The sequence below is a fragment of the Cellulomonas olei genome (assembly GCF_039548315.1).
Classification (GTDB): domain Bacteria; phylum Actinomycetota; class Actinomycetes; order Actinomycetales; family Cellulomonadaceae; genus Cellulomonas.
In genome coordinates this window covers 44,545-63,803 of sequence record NZ_JBCLVN010000041.1, presented here as the reverse complement: position 1 = coordinate 63,803, position 19,259 = coordinate 44,545, and the positions used below count along the sequence as shown (strand labels likewise).

Genomic DNA, 19,259 nt, shown 5'->3' with positions numbered 1-19,259 from the left:
GCCACCCGGTGCCCCCGGTCCCGACGCCGCCGGCCCGGCCCCGGCCCCGCTGCCGGCCGTGCCCCCGCCCGGACCGGCGTCCGCGGCGCCCGCCCCGGACCCCGACGTCCCGGGGGCCTGCACGCCCGGACCGGCCGCACCCGGGCCCGGCGTGCCGGCACCGCGCCCGTCCGGGCGGGAGGCGGCGGTCCCGTCGGCCTCGGCCTCCGGCCCGCCCGGCACGCCCTGCGTCGGCGCGCCCACGGTGACCGCGCGGCCCAGTCCCGTCCAGCGTCGCAGCACCCAGTCGATCGCCACGCCGACCAGGGTGCCGACCACGACGCCCGCCACGACGGCGACGAGCGGGTGCGACTCCAGCCACACCCCGGCCCCGACGCCGACCGCCGTGCCGTAGCCCGCCCAGGTGACCGCGGCGAGCGCCGTGAGACCGACGAACCGCCGGCGCGGGTAGCGAAGCGCGCCCGCCGTCATGTTGACCGCCACGCGTCCCACCGGGATGTACCGGGCCGCGAGGATGAACGACGAGCCGCGGTGCTCCAGGGCGTGCTCGGCCCACGCGAGCGTCCTGCGCCCGCGCTCCGACCGGAAGATGCGCAGCCGGTGCACGTCGACCTGCGAGCCGATCGTGTACGCGATCTGGTCGCCGGCGAACGCCCCGAGCGCACCGGCCAGCGCGATGAGCGCGAGGTTCGGGGCGCCGTGCGAGACCGACAGGGACGCGAGGCCGATGACGACCGACTCGCTCGGGATGGGCGGGAAGAAGCCGTCGACGAGCGCGAACAGCGTCAGCGCCGGGTAGACCCACAGCGAGTCCGCGAGGGCGGGTATCCAGCCCTCGACGGCGCTGATCCAGTCCTGCAGCACGTGTCATCAGCTCCTGGTCGTGGTGGGCGTCGACGGCACCGGCGGGCCGCGAGGACGACGTCCACGCTAGGCAGCCGCCACCCGGTGCGACATGGGGGACACCCCCGAGTCCCCCCTGGTCCTCCCCCCATGGTTCCCCGGGGCGGCGCCGGCCGGCATCGCCCCGCGGACCGACTTCCACCGGCCCGGGGTCCCCCTCGCGACGGACCCGGAGCACCAGTGCAGCACGCACCACCGACAGCGGTCACGGCGATTGCGTGGCCGCTGCGTGAACGGGCGGGATCAGCCCTCGAGGGGGAAGCCGAGCGTGCGCGCCGCCTCCGCGGGCCGCGGCTCCGAGGCCCAGTGCGCACCGAGCTCGTCGGTGGCCGAGAGCGAGCGCAGGTGGGCGCGGTCGAGGTAGAGCGTGCCGTTCAGGTGGTCGGTCTCGTGCTGGACGATCCGCGCGGGCCACCCCTGGACGACCTCGTCCAGGGGCGTGCCGCGCTCGTCCGCCCCGGTGAGCCGCAACCGCCGCAGCCGGGGCACGACCGCCTGGTAGCCGGTGACGCTGAGGCAGCCCTCGTAGAACGCCACGCGCTCCGGATGCTCGCCCGGCACGGGTCCGTACGCCGGGTTGACGAGGACGCGGAACGGCAGCTCCGGCCGCTCCCGCACCGTGCCGGACTCGGTGCCCGCCGCGCCCGGGTCGGCGAGCACCGCCAGAGCCAGGGGCAGACCGACCTGGGGGGCGGCGAGGCCGACGCCGGGGGCGGCGTGCATGGTGCGGCGCATGACCGCCACCAGCGCGTCGAGCGTCGTGGCGTCGAGCTGCCCGTCGTACGGCACCGCCCGCATCCGCAGCGCGGGGTGGCCCGCCTGCACGATCGGCACCGTCCCGCCGGGCGCCGCCTGCGCGGCCTCGAGCAGCAGGTCCACGCGCTCGCGGACCAGCGACGCGGGCCAGCGCGCCGCGGGGACCGCACCCGGCCCGGTGGCCACGGTCAGAGCGCCAGCCGGTCGCGCACCACGTCGGCGAGCTGCGCCGCGACCCGGTCCGCGTGCTCCTGCGTCCCGGCCTCCACCATCACGCGCACCAGCGGCTCGGTCCCGGAGGACCGCAGCAGCACCCGCCCGGTGGACCCGAGCGCGGCCTGCGCGGCGCCCACCGCTGCGGCGACGTGCTCGTCGGTGGCCGCACGGTCCTTGTCGACGCCGCGCACGTTGACCAGCGTCTGCGGTAGCCGCCGCACGACCGCGGCCAGCTCGCTGAGCTTCTGGCCCGTGGCCGCGACGCGCGAGGCGAGCTGCAGCGCGGTGAGGGTGCCGTCGCCCGTCGTCGCGTGGTCCGCGAGGATGACGTGCCCGGACTGCTCGCCGCCGAGGCTGTAGCCGTGCGCGCGCATCGCCTCGAGCACGTAGCGGTCCCCGACCGCCGTCTCGACGGTGCGCACCCCGGCGGCCTGCATGGCCAGGCGCAGGCCGAGGTTGCTCATGACGGTGACGACCAGCGTGTCGTGGGCCAGGGCGCCGCGGTCCCGCAGGTCGAGCGCCAGCACCCCCATGATCTGGTCGCCGTCGACCAGGGCCCCGGTGTGGTCGACCGCGAGGCAGCGGTCCGCGTCGCCGTCGAACGCGACGCCGAGGTCCGCCCCCGAGGCGACGACCGCCGCCTGGAGCTGCTCGGGGTGCGTGGACCCGCAGGCCTCGTTGATGTTGCGGCCGTCCGGCGAGGCGTTGATGACGACCACGTCGGCGCCCGCGGCCCGCAGCGCCGCGGGACCGACCTCGCTGGCGGCCCCGTTCGCGCAGTCGACCGCGACGCGCAGCCCGGCCAGGTCGTGGCTGAGGGTCGAGACCAGGTGCTCGACGTACTGCTCGCCCGCGCGGCCGGTGTCGGAGCGGATGCGGCCGACGTCCGCGCCGACCGGGCGCTCCCAGTCCTCCCGCAGGCGCTGCTCGATGGCGTCCTCCAGCTCGTCGTCGAGCTTGTGGCCGCCGCGCGCGAGGAACTTGATCCCGTTGTCCGGCATCGGGTTGTGCGACGCGGACAGCACGACGCCCAGGTCGACGTCGAGCGCACCCGTGAGGTGCGCGACGGCCGGCGTCGGCAGCACGCCGACGTTGAGCACGTCGACGCCCGCGCTCGCCAGGCCGGCGGCCACGGCGGCGGACAGGAACTCCCCCGACGCGCGCGGGTCACGGCCCACGACGGCCCGCGGCCGGTGGCCGGCGAACTCCCCGCGCGACGCCAGCACGTGCGCCGCGGCGACGGACAGGTCCAGCGCGACCTCCGCCGTGACGTCCCGGTTGGCCAGTCCTCGCACCCCGTCGGTGCCGAACAGTCGTCCCATCAACGGGCCCCTTCGTCGTCGGCCGCTGCTCGCGGACCCCTGCATCGTGCCAGAGCGTGCCGCACCGACACGCCGCGTGCCCGCGGTGGGCACGCAGAACGGCCGATGGCCCCGGGGGTCGGACCCCCGGGGCCATCGGCCGTGGCTGAACGGATCAGCGCTTCGAGTACTGCGGCGCCTTGCGGGCCTTCTTGAGACCGGCCTTCTTGCGCTCCACCACGCGGGCGTCGCGGGTCAGGAACCCGGCCTTCTTGAGCGCCGGGCGGTTGTGCTCGGCGTCGATGGCGTTGAGCGCGCGGGCGATGCCCAGGCGCAGCGCGCCGGCCTGGCCGGTCACGCCGCCGCCGCTGATGCGGGCGATGACGTCGAAGCGACCCTCGACGTCGACCAGCTTCAGCGGGGAGTTCACGAGCTGCTGGTGCACCTTGTTCGGGAAGTACTCCTCGAGGGTGCGGCCGTTGATCTTCCACTGGCCGGTGCCGGGCACCAGGCGCACGCGGGCGATCGCCTCCTTGCGGCGGCCCAGGGCCTGGCCGGGAGCCGTCAGGCTCTGGCCGCGGCCAGCCGGCGCGCTGGTCTCGGAGGTGTAGCTGCTGGGCGTCTCGCCGCCCTCAAGGTCGATGTCGACCGTGGTCTCGGCCACTGGTGTGTCCTCGCGTCCTGTCTCGGATGTCCTCGCGGGCGTCAGCCCTGCGCGACCTGGGTGATCTCGAAGGGCTTCGGCTGCTGGGCGGCGTGCGGGTGCTCGGCACCCGCGTAGACCTTCAGCTTGGAGAGCTGCTGGCGGGCCAGCGAGGTCTTCGGGAGCATGCCGCGCACGGCCTTCTCGACCGCACGCTCGGGGTGCTTGGCGAGCAGGTCGGAGTACGCGACGGCCCGCAGACCGCCCGGGTAGCCGGAGTGGCGGTACGCGAGCTTGGCCTCGCGCTTGTTGCCGGTCAGCGCGACCTTGTCCGCGTTGATGACGATGACGAAGTCGCCGCCGTCCACGTGGGGGGCGAAGGTCGCCTTGTGCTTGCCACGCAGCAGCGTGGCGACGTGGGTGGCCAGGCGACCCAGGACGACGTCGGTCGCGTCGATGACGTACCAGTTCCGCTGGACGTCGCCGGGCTTCGGGGTGTACGTGCGCACGGTCGTTGCCTTCTCTATGTCTCTGACTGTGTCCACGGCAATCCCGTAGAAGCCGGGGTCAGCCGATGAGTACCGTCCGTGCGCCCTCCGCGGACCGGTGAGTGGGAACGCACCAGGTCGACGCAGACGAACGCACAACGACTCACCAGGGTAGCCGCCGCCGGGAGGCCGGTCAAAGCGGCCTGCGTCACCCGACGGCGGCTCAGCGCACCCGGGCCACCCGGCCCGCGTCCCACACGGGCTCCGGCGTCTCGACGACCGCGCCGTCCTCGCCGAACACGAGGAACCGGTCGAACCCGCGGGCGAACCAGCGGTCGTGCGTGACGGCGAGCACCGTGCCCTCGAACGCCGCCAGCCCCGCCTCGAGCGCCTCCGCGGAGTGCAGGTCGAGGTTGTCGGTCGGCTCGTCGAGCAGCAGCAGGGTCGCGCCGCCCAGCTCGAGCAGCAGGATGTGGAACCGGGCCTGCTGCCCGCCGGACAGCGTCTCGTACCGCTGCTCCGCCGACGCCACCAGCTCGTAGCGGTCCAGCGCCTTGCTCGCGGGCTCCCGGCCCATGCCCGGCCGCCGGCCCTCGCCGCGGTGCAGGATCTCCAGCAGCGTGCGGCCGGCGAACGCCGCGTCCTGCGCGTGCTGCCGGTTCTGCGCGAAGAACCCGGGGACGACCCGCGAGCCCAGCCGGGCGACGCCGGTGTGCGGCACGGGGTCGACCGGCGGCTCGCCGTCGGCCGGGGCCTGCTCGGGCTGGGGGTCCGTCCCGCCGGCCGCGAGCAGCCGCAGGAAGTGCGACTTGCCCGACCCGTTCGACCCGAGCACCGCCACGCGCTCGCCGAACCACACCTCGAGGTCGAACGGCCGCATCAGCCCCGTGAGCTCGAGCTGCTCCGCGACCACCGCCCGCTTGGCCGTCCGCCCGCCGCGCAGCCGGACCCGGACGTGCTGGTCGTGCGCCACCACCTCGGGCGGGCCGGCCTCCTCGAACTTGCGCAGCCGCGTCTGGGCGGCCGAGTAGCGCGACGCCAGGCCGTCGTTGAACGCGGCCTTCGTCTTGAGGGTGTTCACCAGCGTGATGAGCTTGGCGTGCTCCTCGTCCCAGCGCCGCGCCAGCTCGGCCAGCCGCTCGCGCCGGGCCTCGCGGGCCTCGGTGTACGTGGTGAACGTGCCGCCGTGCACCCACACGGTCGCCCCGGTGCGCGCGGGCTCCAGCGTCGCGACGTGCGTGGGGACCCGGGAGAGCAGCTCCCGGTCGTGGCTGACGAGCAGCACCGTCTTCGGGCTCTCCAGCAGCCGCTGCTCCAGCCAGCGCTTGGTCGGCACGTCCAGCGCGTTGTCCGGCTCGTCGAGCAGCAGCACCTCCTGCGGGCCCCGCAGCAGCGCCTCGAGCACCAGCCGCTTCTGCTCCCCGCCGGACAGGGTCCGCACGCTGCGGTGCTGCGCCCGGTCGAACGGGATCGACAGGACGGCGTCCGTCACGCGGTCCCAGTCCGCCTCGACCTCGTAGCCGCCGACGTCCGCCCAGTCGGCCAGCGCCTGGGCGTACCGCATCTGCGCGGGCTCGTCGTCGACCTCCATCATGAGCAGCTCGGCGGCCGTCAGCTCCGCCGCCGCGGCCCCGACGGCGCCGGTGGCCAGCGACGCGAGCAGGTCCCGCACCGAGCGGTCGTCGGCGATGCGGCCCACGTCCTGCCGCATCACGCCCAGCCCGCCGGTGCGCACCACCGCGCCGTCGTGCGGCTGCTCGTCGCCCGCCACGATGCGCAGCAGCGTCGACTTGCCGGCGCCGTTCGGCCCGACCAGCGCCGTGCGCTGCCCCTCGCCGACCCGCAGGTCCACGCCGCCCAGCAGCGGCCGGCCGTCGGGGAGCACGTAGCGCACGTCGTGCACCTCGAGATGACCCATGCGGCCGATCGTCCCAGGTGCAGCGGCCCGGTCCCAAGCCGATTCCGTGCGGTGGCAGCGGGCGGGCGGCGGTGCCACGCTCGTTCCATGACCGAGAACACCCCTGCCACGAGCACCGACGCCGCCACCGGCGCCGAGGGCGACGCCGACCAGCTGCCCGAGGAGGACACGCTGCTCGACCGCGGCGTCGACGACCTGCTGGACGAGGGCTACTCCCCGCCGGACCGGCCCCGGCCGGCGTCGGCGCACTGGGGCGAGACGCCCTGGGAGGAGTCCCGCGGCGAGACGCTCGACCAGCGCGTCGCGCAGGAGGAGCCCGACGTGTGGGACGACCCCGACCGGGCGCCGGACCCCTCGCGCGAGCCCGACCGCGCCGGCCGCCTGCTGGAGGACGACGACGCCGTGGAGTCCGGCGGCAACGACCAGTTCGCGATCGACGCGGGCGTGAGCGGCGGCGCGGCGAGCGCCGAGGAGGCCGCGGTCCACGTGGTCGACGAGGAGGACTGACCTCCGCACCGCCCGGCCGGTCGCGCGGCCGGCGGCGCGTGGTGGCGCCCCGGCGTCCAGCCCCCCGGCGGTGTCAGTCCCGGCGCAGCGGGTGCCGGTCGACGTCGTCCGCCGAGCGCGGGGCGCGCGTCCGGAGCTGCCGGGCGGCCAGCTCGTCGTCCGGCGGGTAGACGACCTCCTCCAGCGTGAGGCCGTGGGCCGCGACGACCGCACCGCCCGGGTCACGGCGGCCGCCGACGAGCAGCTCCGCCGGCCAGCCGACCGGGCGCCGCCCCTCCCCGACGGCCAGGCTCGCGCCGACCAGCGCCCGCACCATCGAGTGGCAGAACGCGTCGGCGCGCACGGTCGCGACCACCAGGCCCGCGTCCGGTCCCTCGAGCGGCCGCTCCCACGTGAGCTCGTCGAGGGTGCGGATGGTCGTCGCGCCCGGGCGCGGCTTGCAGTACGCCGCGAAGTCGTGCCGCCCGAGCACCTGCTGCGCGGCGGCGTGCATCGCGTCGACGTCGAGCGGGCGGCGCGTCCACAGCACGTGGTGCCGGCGCAGCGGGTCGCGCAGGGCCGGGTCGTCGCACACCCGGTAGACGTAGCGGCGTGCCACGGCCGAGAACCGGGCGTCGAACCCGTCGGGGGCCTCGCGCACGGCGGTCGCGACGACGTCGTCCGGCAGCACGCCGCCGAGCCGCGTGAGCAGCGACCGCGCCGGCGTGCGGTCCGAGCGGCCCGGGACCGCCGCCCACGCGTCCGCGGGGACGTCCACGTGCAGCACCTGGCCGCGCGCGTGCACGCCGGCGTCGGTGCGCCCCGCGACCGTCACGCGCGGCGGCGGGTCCCCCCGGTGCTCCGCCCGCAGCACGAGCGCCAGGCCGTCCTCGACCACACCCTGCACCGTGCGCAGCCCGGGCTGCCGTGCCCAGCCGGCGAAGCCGGTGCCGTCGTACGCGAGGTCGACGCGGACGCGGACGGGGGGCGCGTCCGGGACCGGGTGCGCGCCGGTCGCCGGAACCGACGCGCGTGCCGCCGCCGGCGTCGGTCCCGCTGCCGGCGCCGTCACGGGACCACCGCCGCGTCCGGCGCCTCGCCCGCGGGGAGCTGCACCACCGTCCCGCCGAACCGGGCCTCCCCGGCGCGCAGCGGCCGGCCGTCGACCCAGACCGTGCCCGCGAGCACCTCCGCGGACGCCGTCGTCCCGTCCGGGTACTGCGCCGTGAAGCCGCCCGTCAGCGACGCGTTGAACAGCCGCACCGGCCGGCCCGCGGCGTCGGTCGCCCACCGCGCGCACCAGGCGCAGATGTGACCGGCGTACCGCGCGGACCAGGGCTCGCGCGTGCCGCACAGCGGGCAGACCTGCTGCTCCGGCTCCCCCGGCTCCGCGGGTCCGCCCTGGGCGGTCGCCCGGCCGAGCGCCCCGAGGCGCCGCCCCGCGAGCCCGGGCCAGCCGTGCACCGCCCACGCCCACCCGTCCGGGACCGCCCCCGCCCCGTACCGCGCGCCGAGCAGCGCGCCGGCGACCGCCGCGACCGTGTCCGTGTCGCCGCCGATCCGCACCGCCGCGGCGAGCGCCAGCGGCAGGTGCACGTGGCCGGGCACCTCGACCCCCTCGGGCAGCGGCGGGACCGACCGGGTGATCGCGTGCCAGGCCGCCTGGAGCGCCGTCACCGTGAACCCGTTCGCGCGCAGGTCCGCCGCGGGGTGCGGGGACGCCGCGTCGTCCAGCCACGCCCGCCACGCGTCGCGGCGCCCCGGCGGCAGCAGGTCCAGCCCGGCGTGCACGTCGAGCCGGGCAGCCACCACCGCGAGCCGTACCGCCTCCGACCACAGCACGCACGAGTCGCCTGCCAGCGGGTCCGGGTGCGTCAGATCCGCGACCGCGCGCGCCGCTGCCGCCGTCGCGGCGCGGTCGTCCAGCGCCACGAGGCCCACGACGCCGGTGCGCATGAGCGCGCCGTTGCCCGCCGTGCGGCCCGTCGCCGCGTGCAGCTGCGCCGCGGCCGCCCGCAGCCGCGCGGCCGGCCCGCCCGCGTCCCGGTGCTCCGCGGACCCCGCGCCCGCGAGCACCGCGGCGGTCTGCGTGCCGACGTCGCTCGCGCCGCCCGCGCGCCACGCCTCGAACCCCGCGGCTACCTCGTCCAGCTCCGCCTCCGACCGCAGGCCGCCGCCGCGCGCGGCCACCCGGGCCACCACCACCGACATCTGCGTGTCGTCGCTCCACTCGCCCGGCGCGTACGGGCCGAGCCCGCCGCCGCGCATCACCGGCAGCTCGTCCGCGCCCGGCGGCTCCGCGAACTCGTACGGCACCCCGAGCGCGTCGCCCGCGGCCTGGGCGAGCAGCACGCCGGAGGCGCGCTCGAGCACGCCGCGGTCGAGCGGTCGGGGGGCGGGGTCCGCCCCGGCGGGGTCCGTGCGGAGAGGCTGGTCGGGCACGCACCCGAGGGTACGGGCCGGGCGGCTGCTCTACCGTGGTCGGGTGCCCACGCCCGACCCCGCGCCGTACACGCTCGCCGTCGACTGCGGGGGCGGGGGCATCAAGGCCTCCGTCCTCGACGCCTCGGGCACCCTGCACGCCCCCGCCGTCCGCGTGCCGACGCCCTACCCCCTGCCGCCGTCGCGGCTCGTCGACACCGTCGCCGACATCGCCGGACGGCTCCCGGCGTTCCAGCGGGCGACCGTCGGCATGCCCGGGATGATCCGGCACGGCGTCGTCGTCGCCACCCCGCACTACGTCACCCGCTCCGGGCCGCACACCCGCGTCGACCCGGAGCTCGTGGAGGCCTGGTCGGGCTACGACATGCGGGCCGCCGTCGAGGCCCGGCTCGGGGTCCCGGCGCTGGTGCTCAACGACGCCGAGGTGCACGGCGCCGGCGTGGTCTCCGGCACCGGGGTCGAGCTGGTCCTCACCCTCGGCACGGGGCTCGGCTCCGCGCTGTTCGACGGCGGCCGGCTGGCCCCGCACCTGGAGTGGTCGCACGCCCCGGTGCGCCGGATGACCACCTACGACGAGTACATCGGGCAGATCCAGCGCGCGCGGCTCGGCGACGGCCTCTGGTCCCGGCGGGTGCGGCAGGTCGTCGAGGGGCTGCGGCCCGTCGTGCTCTGGGACCGGCTGTACCTGGGCGGCGGCAACTCCCGGCAGATCACCCCGCAGGTGCTCGCCCGGCTCGGCGACGACGTGGTGGTCGTGCCGAACCAGGCGGGCATCGTCGGCGGCGTGCGCGCCTGGCAGCTCGGGGTCTGACCGCTCGGCTCGGGGCCCGGCCCCGGGGCGTCAGCCCAGCAGGCAGAGGCTCTTGACCGCCTGCCGCCCGTCCATCGCCCGGTACCCGTCCGCGATCTGCTCGAGGCCGACGCGGTGGTCGAAGACGAGGCCCGGCTCGATGGTGCCGGCGAGGACGTCGGCCAGCAGCTCCGGCAGGTACCGCCGCGCCGGCGCGATCCCGCCGCCGACGGTCAGACCCCGGCCGAACAGCGTGCCGACCGGCAGCTCGACGCCGTGCGGCAGGCCGACGTACCCGACGCCGCCGTAGGGCCGGACGGCCGCGAGCGCCGTCCGCATCGACTCGGCGGTGCCGACGCACTCCAGCACGTGGTCCGCGCCGACGCCGCCGGTGAGGTCGAGGACCTCGGCCACGGCGTCGTCACCCCGCCCGGCGACCACGTCGGAGGCTCCGAACCGCCGGGCCAGCGCCTGCCGGTCGGGCCGGCGGGAGCAGGCGACCACCCGCTCGGCGCCGAGGCGGTGCGCGGCGAGGACGGCGCACAGGCCGACGGCGCCGTCGCCGACCACCACCACGGTGGACCCGGGCCGGACCCCGGCGGCGACCGCCGCGTGGTGCCCGGTGCCCATGACGTCGCTCAGCGCCAGCAGCGAGGGCACCAGCGCGGGCGTCGCCGCGCCGTCGGGGACGGCCACCAGCGTGGCGTCCGCGAACGGCACCCGGACGGCCTCGCCCTGGGCGCCGTCCGCCCCGGGCTGCCCCCAGATGCCGCCGCGCAGGCACGCGACCGGGGCGCCCCACCGGCAGTGCGGGCAGTCGCCGTCGTTCCAGCGGAACGGGGCCACGACCGTGGTCCCCGGCCGGAGCGTGCGGACGTCCGCCCCGACCTCCTCGACCACGCCGACCAGCTCGTGCCCGATGGTCTGGCCGTGCGCGCGCGGCGACTGCCCGCGGTAGTACCAGAGGTCGGAGCCGCACACGCAGGTCGCGGTCACCCGCACCACCGCGTCGCCGGGGTCGACGACCACCGGGTCGGGCCGGTCGACGACCACGATGCTGCCCGGCCCCTCGAAGACGGCCGCCCGCATCAGGCCGAGGTCCCCGGCGACCGGCGCCGCAGCCGCAGGTGGCGCGGCTGCGTGAAGCCGAGCAGCCCCTCGGTGCCGAGCTCGCGCCCGAACCCCGACATCTTCCAGCCCCCGAACGGCGCCTGGAGCTCGGTGATGTCGTTGATGTTCACGCCGACCCCGCCTGCGTGCAGCCGCTCCGCGACACCCCACGCCCGGTCGAGGTCCCCGCCGAACACGTACGCCGCGAGGCCGTACGGGGTGGCGTTCGCGAGCCGCACCGCCTCGTCGTCGCCACCGGCGACCCGGTGCACCGCGACCGCGGGGCCGAAGGTCTCCTCGGTCATCGCGAGCGCGTCGGCGGGTACCCGGTCCAGCACCGTCGGCGCGAAGAACGCGCCGGGCACCAGCCCGGGCAGGTCCACCGGCCCGCCGCCCGCGACGGTCCGCGCGCCCCGCGCGAGCGCGTCCGCGACGTGCGCGCGCGTCGTGTCGACCACGCCCGCGGTCGTCGCCGGTCCGCTCGTGACGCCGGCCTCCACCCCGTGCCCGAGCGTGATCGCCCGGGCGTGCTCGGCGAGCGCCGCCACGAAGTCGTCGGCCACGGCCTCCGCGACGAGCACCCGGTTGACCGCGATGCAGATCTGGCCGGTGTTCGAGAACGAGCGCCGTGCGGCGGCCGCCGCGGCCTCCGCCACGTCGGCGTCGTCGAGCACGACGAACGGGCACTGCCCGCCGAGCTCCAGGGACAGCCGCTTCATGGTGTCGGCGGCGGTGCGCATGAGCGCCTGGCCGGTGCGGGTCGACGCGGTCGCGGTGATCATCGCGACGCCGGGGTGCGCCGCCAGCGCCTGCCCGGCCTCCACCGCGCCGGGAAGGTCGGCGACGACGCCCGCCGGGAACCCCGCGTCGTGCAGGCACTGCACGAGCAGGGCGACCGCGAGCGGGGTCTCCACGGGCGGCTTCACCACGACGGTGTTCCCCGCCGCGAGCGCCGGGCCGATCTTCCAGGCGTACAGGTCCACCGGGTAGTTCCACGGGACGATCGCGCCGACGACGCCCAGCGGCTCGTGGGTGACGATCGACCGGATGTCCGCCCGGGCGCTCGGCCGCAGCGTGCCGCCCAGGCGCGGGCCCTCCTCGGCGTAGTAGCGCAGCACGGTGGCGCAGTACGCGATCTCCTTGACGCTGTCCAGCAGCGGCTTGCCCTGCTCGCGGGTCAGCGCGTCCGCGATGTCGTCGATGCGCTCGTCCACCAGGTCGGCGGCGCGGCGCAGCAGCGCCCCCCGGTCGTCCGCGCCGGTCCGCGCCCACGCCGGGAACGCCCGCGCCGCCGCGGCCACCGCGTCGTCCACGTCGGCCGCGGTCGCGACCGGCGTGGTGCCGACCACGGCGCCGGTCGCGGGGTCGCGCACGTCGGTCGTCACGCCGCCGCGCGACGCCCGCCAGCCGCCGTCGAGGTACAGCAGCCGCTCGTGCCGGGCGCTCACCGGGCCTCCGGGGCGGTCGCACCCGGCGCGGCACCGGGCACCGTCGTCGCCGCCGTGACCGGCGGGGCGGAGAACTCGCGGGACCGCAGCCGGCGCCACAGCTCCGCGTAGTTGCGGTCGTTCTGCTGGTGCGCCTCGGTGGTGCGGTTCGAGTTGGTGTTCACCATGATCATCGGCTGCACGCCCCGGGCGACGAGGTCGGCGGCGGTCGCGGCGTTGATCGCGTGGGTCATGGCCACGGCCACGGACGTCGAGGTGGGGCCCACCGGGTACTCCAGGCCGTCGATGTGCTGCGAGGCGTCCTCGAGCGGGATCCCGGTGTCGATGACGACGTCCGCGATCTCGTACAGGCGCTTGCCGCAGGAGTGCCGGGAGGCGACCTGGGACGAGTGCGGCACCGACGTCACGGCGACGACCTTGAGCCCGCGCTCCTGGAACTCCACGGCCATGTCGAGGATCACGGCGTTGATCCCGGAGTGCGAGAACAGGATCAGCGCGTCCCCGTCCTTGATCTGGTGCGAGCGCAGGATCGCCCGGCCGTAGCCCTCGCGGGTGTGCAGGAACCGGTACTGCGCGGTGCCCTGGTCGCCGAGCACGTGGTGCATGAGGGCGATCGAGCTCTCGACGATCGGGCGGAAGCCCGTGACGCCGCCGGTGCGCGGGAACGACTCCAGCGCGGCGAACCCGCCGTGCCCGGTGCCGAACGTGAAGACGAGGCCGTCGCCGGCGATGGCGTCGGCGCACACGCGCCCGGCCTCGGCGATGGCGTCGGACTGGGTGTCGCGCACCCACGCGATCTTGGCGATGAGGTCGTCGAGGTAGGTGACCTGGACGGGCTGCTGCTCGGACACGGTGGTTCCTCTCGGTGGGGGTCGGGGTCTAGGCCGCGAGCGCGTCGAACCCGGCGCGCAGCAGGTCGGCCTCGGCGGCGGTGCGGTCGTCGCCCTCCATGCGGCTCTGGTCGGCGCCGTCCACGGACGCGAGGCACAGGGACGCCGCGGCGACGCCCAGGGCCCGGGCCACGACGAGCAGCGCGCTGGTCTCCATGTCGGTGGCGACGACGCCCCGGCGGGCGAGCTCGTCGCGCCCGCGCCGCACCTTCGCGACGCCGGGCTCGGAGTCGGTCATCTGGGTGTAGAAGCCGTCGAACGTGCCGTAGATCCCCGTCCGGACGGGCCGCGCCCCGGCGCGCGCGGCCGACTCGACGCGGGCGGTCAGCGGCAGGTCGGGCACGGCCGGGTACTCGACGGGCAGGTAGGTGGCCGAGGTGGACTCGCCCCGCACGGCGCCGTGCGCCACGACGAGCTCCCCGAGCCGGGTGTCCCCGACCGTCATCACGGTGCCGAGGCGCAGGAACTCCCGCACCCCCAGGTCGGCCAGCTCGTGCATCACCACGGCGGCGATCGGCGCGCCCATCCCGAACGCGCTCACCGTCAGGCGCGTCCCGCGGTAGGTGCCGGTGGCGGTCGTGAGCCCGCGGTCCTCGCCGAGCACGCGCACGTCCTGCATGAGCTCCGCCGCGAGGGCCACCCGGCCGCGGTCCCCGACGAGCACCGCGCGCTCCGCGACGTCCTCCCGCCCGCATCGCAGGTACCAGGCGTTCGTTGTCGACACAGTGCTACTCCTCGGTGGGTGCGGTGCGCGGGCCGGGCGTCGTCCGCCGGGCGCCGCGCGAGGCGATCAGGTCGGTGGCCGCCGCGGCGGCGGCCACGAGGGCGGGCCGCGCGGTGGCCAGGCTCAGGCGTGCGGGCAGGGCGAGCAGCCCGGCGACGAGGGTGCCGACGAACGTGTCGCCGGCCCCGGTGGTGTCGACCGCGGTCACGGGCGTCACGGGGACGTCGTCCGCCTCGCCGCCGAGGCGGGCGTGCACGCCCGCGGCCCCGCGGGTCTCGACCACGAGCGTCCCGGGGCGCACGCGCTCCTCGAGCGTGCGACCGGGCCGGTCCAGGAACGGCCGCTCCCCCGCGGACAGGCTCACGACGTCCGCCCGGGCCAGCAGCGCCTCGACGAGGTCGGGCGGGTAGGCCTGGGCGTCGTGCTTCACCGCCCACACCAGCCGGGCGCCGTCCGGGAGCAGCGCGAGCGCGTCACGCGTCGCCTGCTGCGGCGCGACCGCCAGCAGGCACCAGCCCGCCGACCGGACGGCGTCCTGCTGGGCGGGCGTCAGCGCCCCGGCGTCGCCGTGGCAGTCCGCGGGGTCGAAGACGCACACCGCGCCGCCGTCGCCCGCGTACATGAGGTACGAGGAGGGGGTGCGGGTGCCGCAGACGCGCACGCCCGCGGTGGCCGCGCCGGCGGCGACCAGCGCGGCCGTCCAGGCGTCGCCGCCCGCGTCGGGGCCGACCCAGCTCACGGGGAGGACCTCGTCCGCCCCGGCGGCGCGCAGCGCACGGACGTGGTGCGCGATGCCGCCCGGCCGCGGCCACTCGTCGCTCAGCCGGCCGGTCACCACGCTCGTGGCGTCCGGGCCGTGGAACGCCGCGAGCTGCATCGCGTGGTCCAGGCTCGCGTAGCCCAGCACGGCCACGCCCGTCACAGCAGCTCCAGCGCGGTGCCCAGGTCGACGACCCGGCCCATGTAGCGGTCGATGTCCTCGAGGCTGGCGGCGGCGAGGTGCTCCCGGTTGGAGCTCGTCGCCTCCCGCGGGACGACGGGCTCGAACCCGCCCGCGAACGCGTCCTGCGCGGTGGCCCGGATACACACGTTGGTCTTGACGCCCGCGATCACGACGCGGCGGACGCCCTGCTCCCGGAGCAGCAGGTCGAGGTCCGTGGCGTAGAACGCGGAGAACCGGCGCTTGGTGACCTCCACCTCGTAGCCGCCGGGCAGGGGCTCGAAGCCCGGCACGTACTGCGCGTCCGGCTCGCCGGCCTGGTGGTGGCGGGGCAGCTTGCCGAACTCGAAGTCCGCGAGCCCGGGGTGGTGCCGCTCGACGGCGTGCACGACGAGGCTGCCCCGCTCGCGGGCCCGGGCCAGCAGCGCCGCCATCGGGGCGAGCACCTGCTCCACGCCCGGGTAGTGGTTGGGCTGGGCGGGGTCGAAGAACGAGGCGATCACGTCCACCAGGACGAGCGCGGTGACCGGGCGGTCGGCGGGCACGGGGACCTCCGGGGCGGGGACGGGCGGGACGGGCGGGGCGGACGGGCCGGGCCGGACCGGCCCGCCGGGCGGGACGGTCACGCGGCGGCCCTCGCGCGCCGGCGGCTCGACCGGACGCCGGTCAGCGCGAGCACCACGACGACGGCCACGTACGGCAGCGTCTGGATGAGCGACGCGGAGTACCCGCCGCCGATCTGCAGGCGGGCCTGGATCGCGTCGAACGTGCCGAACAGCAGGCACGCGAGCGCGGTCGGCAGCGGCCGGGCGCGGCCGAAGTAGAACGCCGCCATGGCGACGAAGCCGCGGCCGGCCGTCATGTTCTCGTTGAACAGCCCGACGGCCCCGAGGCTCAGCGACGCTCCCCCGAGCCCGGCGAGCACGCCCGCGACGGTCCCCGCGGAGTCCTGGAGCCCACGCGTGCGCAGCCCGAGCGAGGCGCTCGCCACCGGGGAGGCCCCGACCGCCCGGACCCGCAGGCCCCAGCGGGTGCCGTCGAGCGTCCAGGCGCAGGCCCCCACGAGCACGACGGCGAGCCAGAACAGCGGGCTCTTGCCCGACACCAGCGCGCCGAGCACCGGCACGTCCGCGACGCCGGGCACCACCCAGGTGGGGAGCCGCTCGAGCCCCTCCACCTGCAGCGTCCCGGAGACGTCCTGCGAGGCCCGCAGCCAGTACCCGATGACGCCGAGCACCACGGTGTTGAAGCCGAGCCCCGCGATGATCTCGTTGGCCCGCAGCCGGGTGATGGTCACGCTCATCAGCCAGCCGACCGCGCCACCCGCGCCGGCCCCGGCGAGCACGCCGAGCTCCCAGCTCCGGGTGGCGCCGCTGACCAGGGCGCCGAGCAGCGCCCCGACGAGCATCTGCCCCTCGAGGCCGATGTTCACGACCCCGGCCTGCCGGTGCACGGCGCCGCCCAGCGCGGCGAGGACGAGCGGCACGGACAGCGTCAGCGCCGCGGCGATCACCTGGTCGATCACGCGACCACCGCCTCGGGGACGACCCGCTGCCGGGACGGCAGCCGGGGCAGCACGAACTGCACGACGGCGAAGATCATCACGGTGCCCTGGAGGATGTCGACGAGCTGGATGGGGAGGTTCACGAAGAGCTGGATCGTCGACCCCGCGGCGTTCAGCGCACCGAACAGCACGGCCCCGACGACCATGCCCACCGGGTTGAACCGGGCGAGCAGCGCGATGGCGATGCCGGTGAAGCCGAAGCTGGCCGAGAAGCCGCCGGTGTAGCGGTGCACGATGCCGAGCGCGTGCGCCCCGCCGCCGAGGCCCGCCGCCAGGCCGGCGCCGAGCAGCGCCACGACGACGACCGTCCGGGTCCGCAGGCCCTGGGCGACCGCGAACCGCGGCGTCGCGCCGACGGCCCGGAACTCGAACCCGAGCGCCGTGCGGCGGAACCAGAACGTGTACCCGGCGACGAGCAGCAGCGCGATCACCAGGCCGGCGTTGGTGAGGTCGGGCGGGAAGAACGGCTCCAGCCGCGCGGAGTCGGCCACGTACGCCGTGGCCGAGTTCGCCTGCCCCCGCTCCTGGAAGAACGCCTGCACCGCCCAGCCCGCGACGCCGGCGACGATGAAGTTGAACATCAGCGTCGTCACGACCTCGTCGACCTGCCAGCGGGCGCGCAGCACCGCCGGGACGACCGCGACGAGGACTCCCGCCGCGCAGGCCGCGAGCAGGCTCGCGGTGACGGCGGCGACCGCGGGCAGACCGCCGACGTGGGCGCCGACCACCGCCGCGGCGAGGCCGCCGAGCGTGAACGACCCCTCGGCGCCGATCGTGAACACCCCGGCGCGGTACGCGAACGCCGCCGCGACCGCGGTGAACAGCAGCGGCGTCGTCGCGGCCAGCGTCGCGTCCACCCGGGACGGGCCGCCGAACGCCTCCACCAGCAGCAGCCGGTAGATCTCCAGCGGGTTCTGCCCGGTCACGGCGAGCACGACGCCGCCGACCACGAACGCCAGCAGCACGGGCACGAGGGCGCGCCCGACGCCGGTCGCGACCGGGCGCCACCGGTCGAGGTGGGGTGCGCTCATGCGTCCTGCTCCGTCCCCGCGGGCCGCTGCCCGCGCTCCGCGTCGTGGGCCGCCGGCGGGGCGCCGACCATCAGCGCCCCGATCTCCGCCCGGGTCGCGGTGCCCGGCAGCTCGCCGGCCACGGCCCCGCGGTGCAGCACGAGGATCCGGTCGCTCAGCGCGCGCAGCTCGTCGATCTCCTCGGAGAACAGGACGATGCCCGCGCCGTCGTCACGGGAGCGGCGCAGCAGCTCGTGGATGTGCCCGATGCCCCGGATGTCGACGCCGCGCGTCGGCTGGCTGGCGACGACCGCGCGCGGGCGGTCGAGGGTCTCGCGGCCGACGACGAGGCGCTGCTGGTTGCCGCCGGACAGGCTCGACGCCGGGTCCGCGGTCGACCCGAACCGGACGCTCGCCCGGCTCAGGACGGCGTCGACCCGCTCCCGCACCGCGGCTCGCCGCAGCACGCCGAGGCGGCTGATCGCCCCGAGCCGCGGCCCGGCCAGCGCGTTGTCCGCCAGCGAGCTGGTCACCGACAGGCCCTCGTGCTTGCGGTCCGCGCTGATGTACGCGATCCCCTGCCGGCGCCGCTCGCGCACCCCGGCCGCGGTGAGGTCCCGCGCCCCGTCGGGGGTGTGCAGCGCGACGGTCCCGCCGGTGGTCGCGCGGACACCGGCCAGCGCCTCGGCGAGCTCCTCCTGCCCGTTGCCGGCGACCGCCGCGACCCCGAGGATCTCGCCGGAGCGCAGCCGGAACGACACGCCGTCGAGGCGCGGCGCGCCGAGGTCGTCGCACGCGCGGACGCCCTGCACGTCCAGCACCACGTCGCCGGGTGTGCCGGGCTCGGTGCGGTCGGGCGCCACGTCGCCGTCGCCGATGATCGCGCGGGCCAGCCCGTCGCGGTCGATCTCGCCGCGGCGGTGGTGGGCGACCGTGCGCCCCGAGCGCAGCACCGTGATCTCGTCGGCGACGGTCACGACCTCGTCGAGCTTGTGGCTGATGAACAGCACGGTGTGCCCCTGGGCGGCCAGGCCCGTCAGGAGGCGCAGCAGCTCGTCGGCCTGCGCGGGCGCCAGCACCGCGGTCGGCTCGTCGAGGATCAGGGTGCGGGCCCCCCGGTGCAGCAGCCGCAGGATCTCCACCTGCTGCTGGATCGCGATCGAGGTGTGGCCGGCGCGGGCCGACCAGTCCACGTCGACCGTCACCGTCCGCGCGAGCTCCTCGGCCCGGCGCAGGGCGGCCGCCCGGTCGATCACCGGGCCGCGGTGCGGCTCGTCGCCGAGCACGAGGTTCTCCAGGAGCGTCAGCTCCGGGATGATCGCGAGCTCCTGCTGGACGAGGCCGATGCCGCGGCCGATGGCCTCGCGCACGGAGCCCATGACCACCGGCTGGTCGTCGATCACGACCGTGCCGGAGTCGGGCCGGTCCAGGCCGTACAGGATGCGCATGAGCGTGCTCTTGCCGGCGCCGTTCTCGCCGATCAGGGCGTGGACGGTGCCCGGGGCGACGGACAGGTCCACGTCCACGGCGGCGCGCACGGGCCCGAAGGAGCGGCTGACCCCGCGGGCCCCGATCCGGCAGCGGGGCCCGGTGGGGGCCCCGCCGGCGGGAGGTGTGGCGGACGACGTCA

The 19,259-nt window shown here is 76.7% G+C and carries 19 protein-coding genes; 2 read left to right on the top strand and 17 right to left on the bottom strand.

Going from position 1 to position 19,259, the window contains the following annotated elements:
• The 6 genes from AAHH18_RS12885 to AAHH18_RS12860 form a co-directional block, all read right to left on the bottom strand.
• The coding region (locus tag AAHH18_RS12885; protein ID WP_343301885.1) for a DedA family protein at positions 1 to 864 on the bottom strand (864 nt) is incomplete at its 3' end.
• Between the two features lie 282 nt (positions 865 to 1,146).
• Positions 1,147 to 1,845, bottom strand: coding sequence for a peptide deformylase (locus tag AAHH18_RS12880; protein WP_343301884.1), 699 nt, complete (start codon positions 1,843 to 1,845; stop codon positions 1,147 to 1,149).
• A 2-nt stretch (positions 1,846 to 1,847) separates the two neighbouring features.
• Positions 1,848 to 3,197: a phosphoglucosamine mutase gene (gene glmM / locus AAHH18_RS12875; RefSeq protein WP_343301882.1), complete on the bottom strand. Its 1,350-nt coding sequence runs from the start codon at positions 3,195 to 3,197 to the stop codon at positions 1,848 to 1,850.
• A 154-nt stretch (positions 3,198 to 3,351) separates the two neighbouring features.
• Entirely contained in the window at positions 3,352 to 3,840 is a 489-nt protein-coding gene (gene rpsI, locus AAHH18_RS12870; RefSeq protein WP_222170227.1) for a 30S ribosomal protein S9, read from the bottom strand.
• A gap of 41 nt (positions 3,841 to 3,881) precedes the next feature.
• The gene (gene rplM / locus AAHH18_RS12865; protein WP_222170228.1) at positions 3,882 to 4,328 is read right to left on the bottom strand and encodes a 50S ribosomal protein L13; all 447 of its coding nucleotides are present in this window, start codon (positions 4,326 to 4,328) and stop codon (positions 3,882 to 3,884) included.
• Positions 4,329 to 4,530: 202 nt separating this feature from the next.
• Positions 4,531 to 6,225: an ABC-F family ATP-binding cassette domain-containing protein gene (locus AAHH18_RS12860; protein ID WP_343301881.1), complete on the bottom strand. Its 1,695-nt coding sequence runs from the start codon at positions 6,223 to 6,225 to the stop codon at positions 4,531 to 4,533.
• 87 nt (positions 6,226 to 6,312) lie between these two features.
• On the opposite strand from AAHH18_RS12860, the gene AAHH18_RS12855 reads away from it, so the two are divergent.
• The gene (locus tag AAHH18_RS12855; protein ID WP_283319515.1) at positions 6,313 to 6,732 is read left to right on the top strand and encodes a DUF5709 domain-containing protein; all 420 of its coding nucleotides are present in this window, start codon (positions 6,313 to 6,315) and stop codon (positions 6,730 to 6,732) included.
• Between the two features lie 73 nt (positions 6,733 to 6,805).
• On the opposite strand, the gene truA is transcribed toward AAHH18_RS12855, so the two are convergent.
• Both truA and AAHH18_RS12845 read right to left on the bottom strand, forming a co-directional pair.
• A complete protein-coding gene (truA, locus tag AAHH18_RS12850) occupies positions 6,806 to 7,783 on the bottom strand; it encodes a tRNA pseudouridine(38-40) synthase TruA (protein WP_343301880.1) in 978 nt (325 codons plus the stop codon).
• A complete protein-coding gene (locus tag AAHH18_RS12845) occupies positions 7,780 to 9,153 on the bottom strand; it encodes an ADP-ribosylglycohydrolase family protein (protein ID WP_343301879.1) in 1,374 nt (457 codons plus the stop codon). Before AAHH18_RS12845 ends, truA begins: the two co-directional genes overlap by 4 nt.
• A 43-nt stretch (positions 9,154 to 9,196) precedes the next feature.
• On the opposite strand from AAHH18_RS12845, the gene AAHH18_RS12840 reads away from it, so the two are divergent.
• Positions 9,197 to 9,964: an ROK family protein gene (locus AAHH18_RS12840; RefSeq protein WP_343301878.1), complete on the top strand. Its 768-nt coding sequence runs from the start codon at positions 9,197 to 9,199 to the stop codon at positions 9,962 to 9,964.
• A 30-nt stretch (positions 9,965 to 9,994) separates the two neighbouring features.
• Here AAHH18_RS12840 and AAHH18_RS12835 read toward each other — a convergent pair whose 3' ends face one another.
• The 9 genes from AAHH18_RS12835 to AAHH18_RS12795 are packed head-to-tail and all read right to left on the bottom strand — an operon-like array spanning position 9,995 to position 19,167.
• On the bottom strand, positions 9,995 to 11,032 hold the full coding sequence (locus AAHH18_RS12835; RefSeq protein ID WP_343301877.1) for a zinc-binding dehydrogenase: 1,038 nt from the start codon (positions 11,030 to 11,032) through the stop codon (positions 9,995 to 9,997).
• Positions 11,032 to 12,501, bottom strand: a complete 1,470-nt coding sequence (locus AAHH18_RS12830) for an aldehyde dehydrogenase family protein (RefSeq protein ID WP_343301876.1) — start codon at positions 12,499 to 12,501, stop codon at positions 11,032 to 11,034. Before AAHH18_RS12830 ends, AAHH18_RS12835 begins: the two co-directional genes overlap by 1 nt.
• Complete coding sequence (locus AAHH18_RS12825; protein WP_283319508.1) at positions 12,498 to 13,352, bottom strand: SIS domain-containing protein; 855 nt, start codon at positions 13,350 to 13,352, stop codon at positions 12,498 to 12,500. Before AAHH18_RS12825 ends, AAHH18_RS12830 begins: the two co-directional genes overlap by 4 nt.
• 28 nt (positions 13,353 to 13,380) lie before the next feature.
• The gene (locus AAHH18_RS12820; protein ID WP_343301875.1) at positions 13,381 to 14,115 is read right to left on the bottom strand and encodes a nucleoside phosphorylase; all 735 of its coding nucleotides are present in this window, start codon (positions 14,113 to 14,115) and stop codon (positions 13,381 to 13,383) included.
• Positions 14,116 to 14,119: 4 nt separating this feature from the next.
• Positions 14,120 to 15,037 (bottom strand): carbohydrate kinase family protein, encoded by a 918-nt coding sequence (locus tag AAHH18_RS12815; protein ID WP_343301874.1) that lies wholly within the window; start codon positions 15,035 to 15,037, stop codon positions 14,120 to 14,122.
• Positions 15,034 to 15,681: a cysteine hydrolase family protein gene (locus tag AAHH18_RS12810; RefSeq protein ID WP_343301873.1), complete on the bottom strand. Its 648-nt coding sequence runs from the start codon at positions 15,679 to 15,681 to the stop codon at positions 15,034 to 15,036. Before AAHH18_RS12810 ends, AAHH18_RS12815 begins: the two co-directional genes overlap by 4 nt.
• Complete coding sequence (locus tag AAHH18_RS12805; RefSeq protein WP_283319504.1) at positions 15,678 to 16,580, bottom strand: ABC transporter permease; 903 nt, start codon at positions 16,578 to 16,580, stop codon at positions 15,678 to 15,680. The genes AAHH18_RS12810 and AAHH18_RS12805 overlap by 4 nt, the downstream gene beginning before the upstream one ends.
• Positions 16,577 to 17,650 carry an ABC transporter permease gene (locus tag AAHH18_RS12800; RefSeq protein ID WP_343301872.1) on the bottom strand — a complete coding sequence of 358 codons (1,074 nt, stop codon included), beginning with the start codon at positions 17,648 to 17,650 and terminating at the stop codon, positions 16,577 to 16,579. Before AAHH18_RS12800 ends, AAHH18_RS12805 begins: the two co-directional genes overlap by 4 nt.
• The gene (locus AAHH18_RS12795; RefSeq protein ID WP_343301871.1) at positions 17,647 to 19,167 is read right to left on the bottom strand and encodes an ABC transporter ATP-binding protein; all 1,521 of its coding nucleotides are present in this window, start codon (positions 19,165 to 19,167) and stop codon (positions 17,647 to 17,649) included. The genes AAHH18_RS12800 and AAHH18_RS12795 overlap by 4 nt, the downstream gene beginning before the upstream one ends.
• Positions 19,168 to 19,259 lie beyond the last annotated feature (92 nt).

Excerpts from the sequence above, each read along its gene's own strand:
- glmM (WP_343301882.1), bottom strand. The coding sequence starts at position 3,197 with ATGGGACGACTGTTCGGCACCGACGGGGTGCGAGGACTGGCCAACCGG.
- AAHH18_RS12860 (WP_343301881.1), bottom strand. The coding sequence starts at position 6,225 with ATGGGTCATCTCGAGGTGCACGACGTGCGCTACGTGCTCCCCGACGGC.
- AAHH18_RS12855 (WP_283319515.1), top strand. The coding sequence starts at position 6,313 with ATGACCGAGAACACCCCTGCCACGAGCACCGACGCCGCCACCGGCGCC.
- AAHH18_RS12835 (WP_343301877.1), bottom strand. The coding sequence starts at position 11,032 with ATGCGGGCGGCCGTCTTCGAGGGGCCGGGCAGCATCGTGGTCGTCGAC.
- AAHH18_RS12800 (WP_343301872.1), bottom strand. The coding sequence starts at position 17,650 with ATGAGCGCACCCCACCTCGACCGGTGGCGCCCGGTCGCGACCGGCGTC.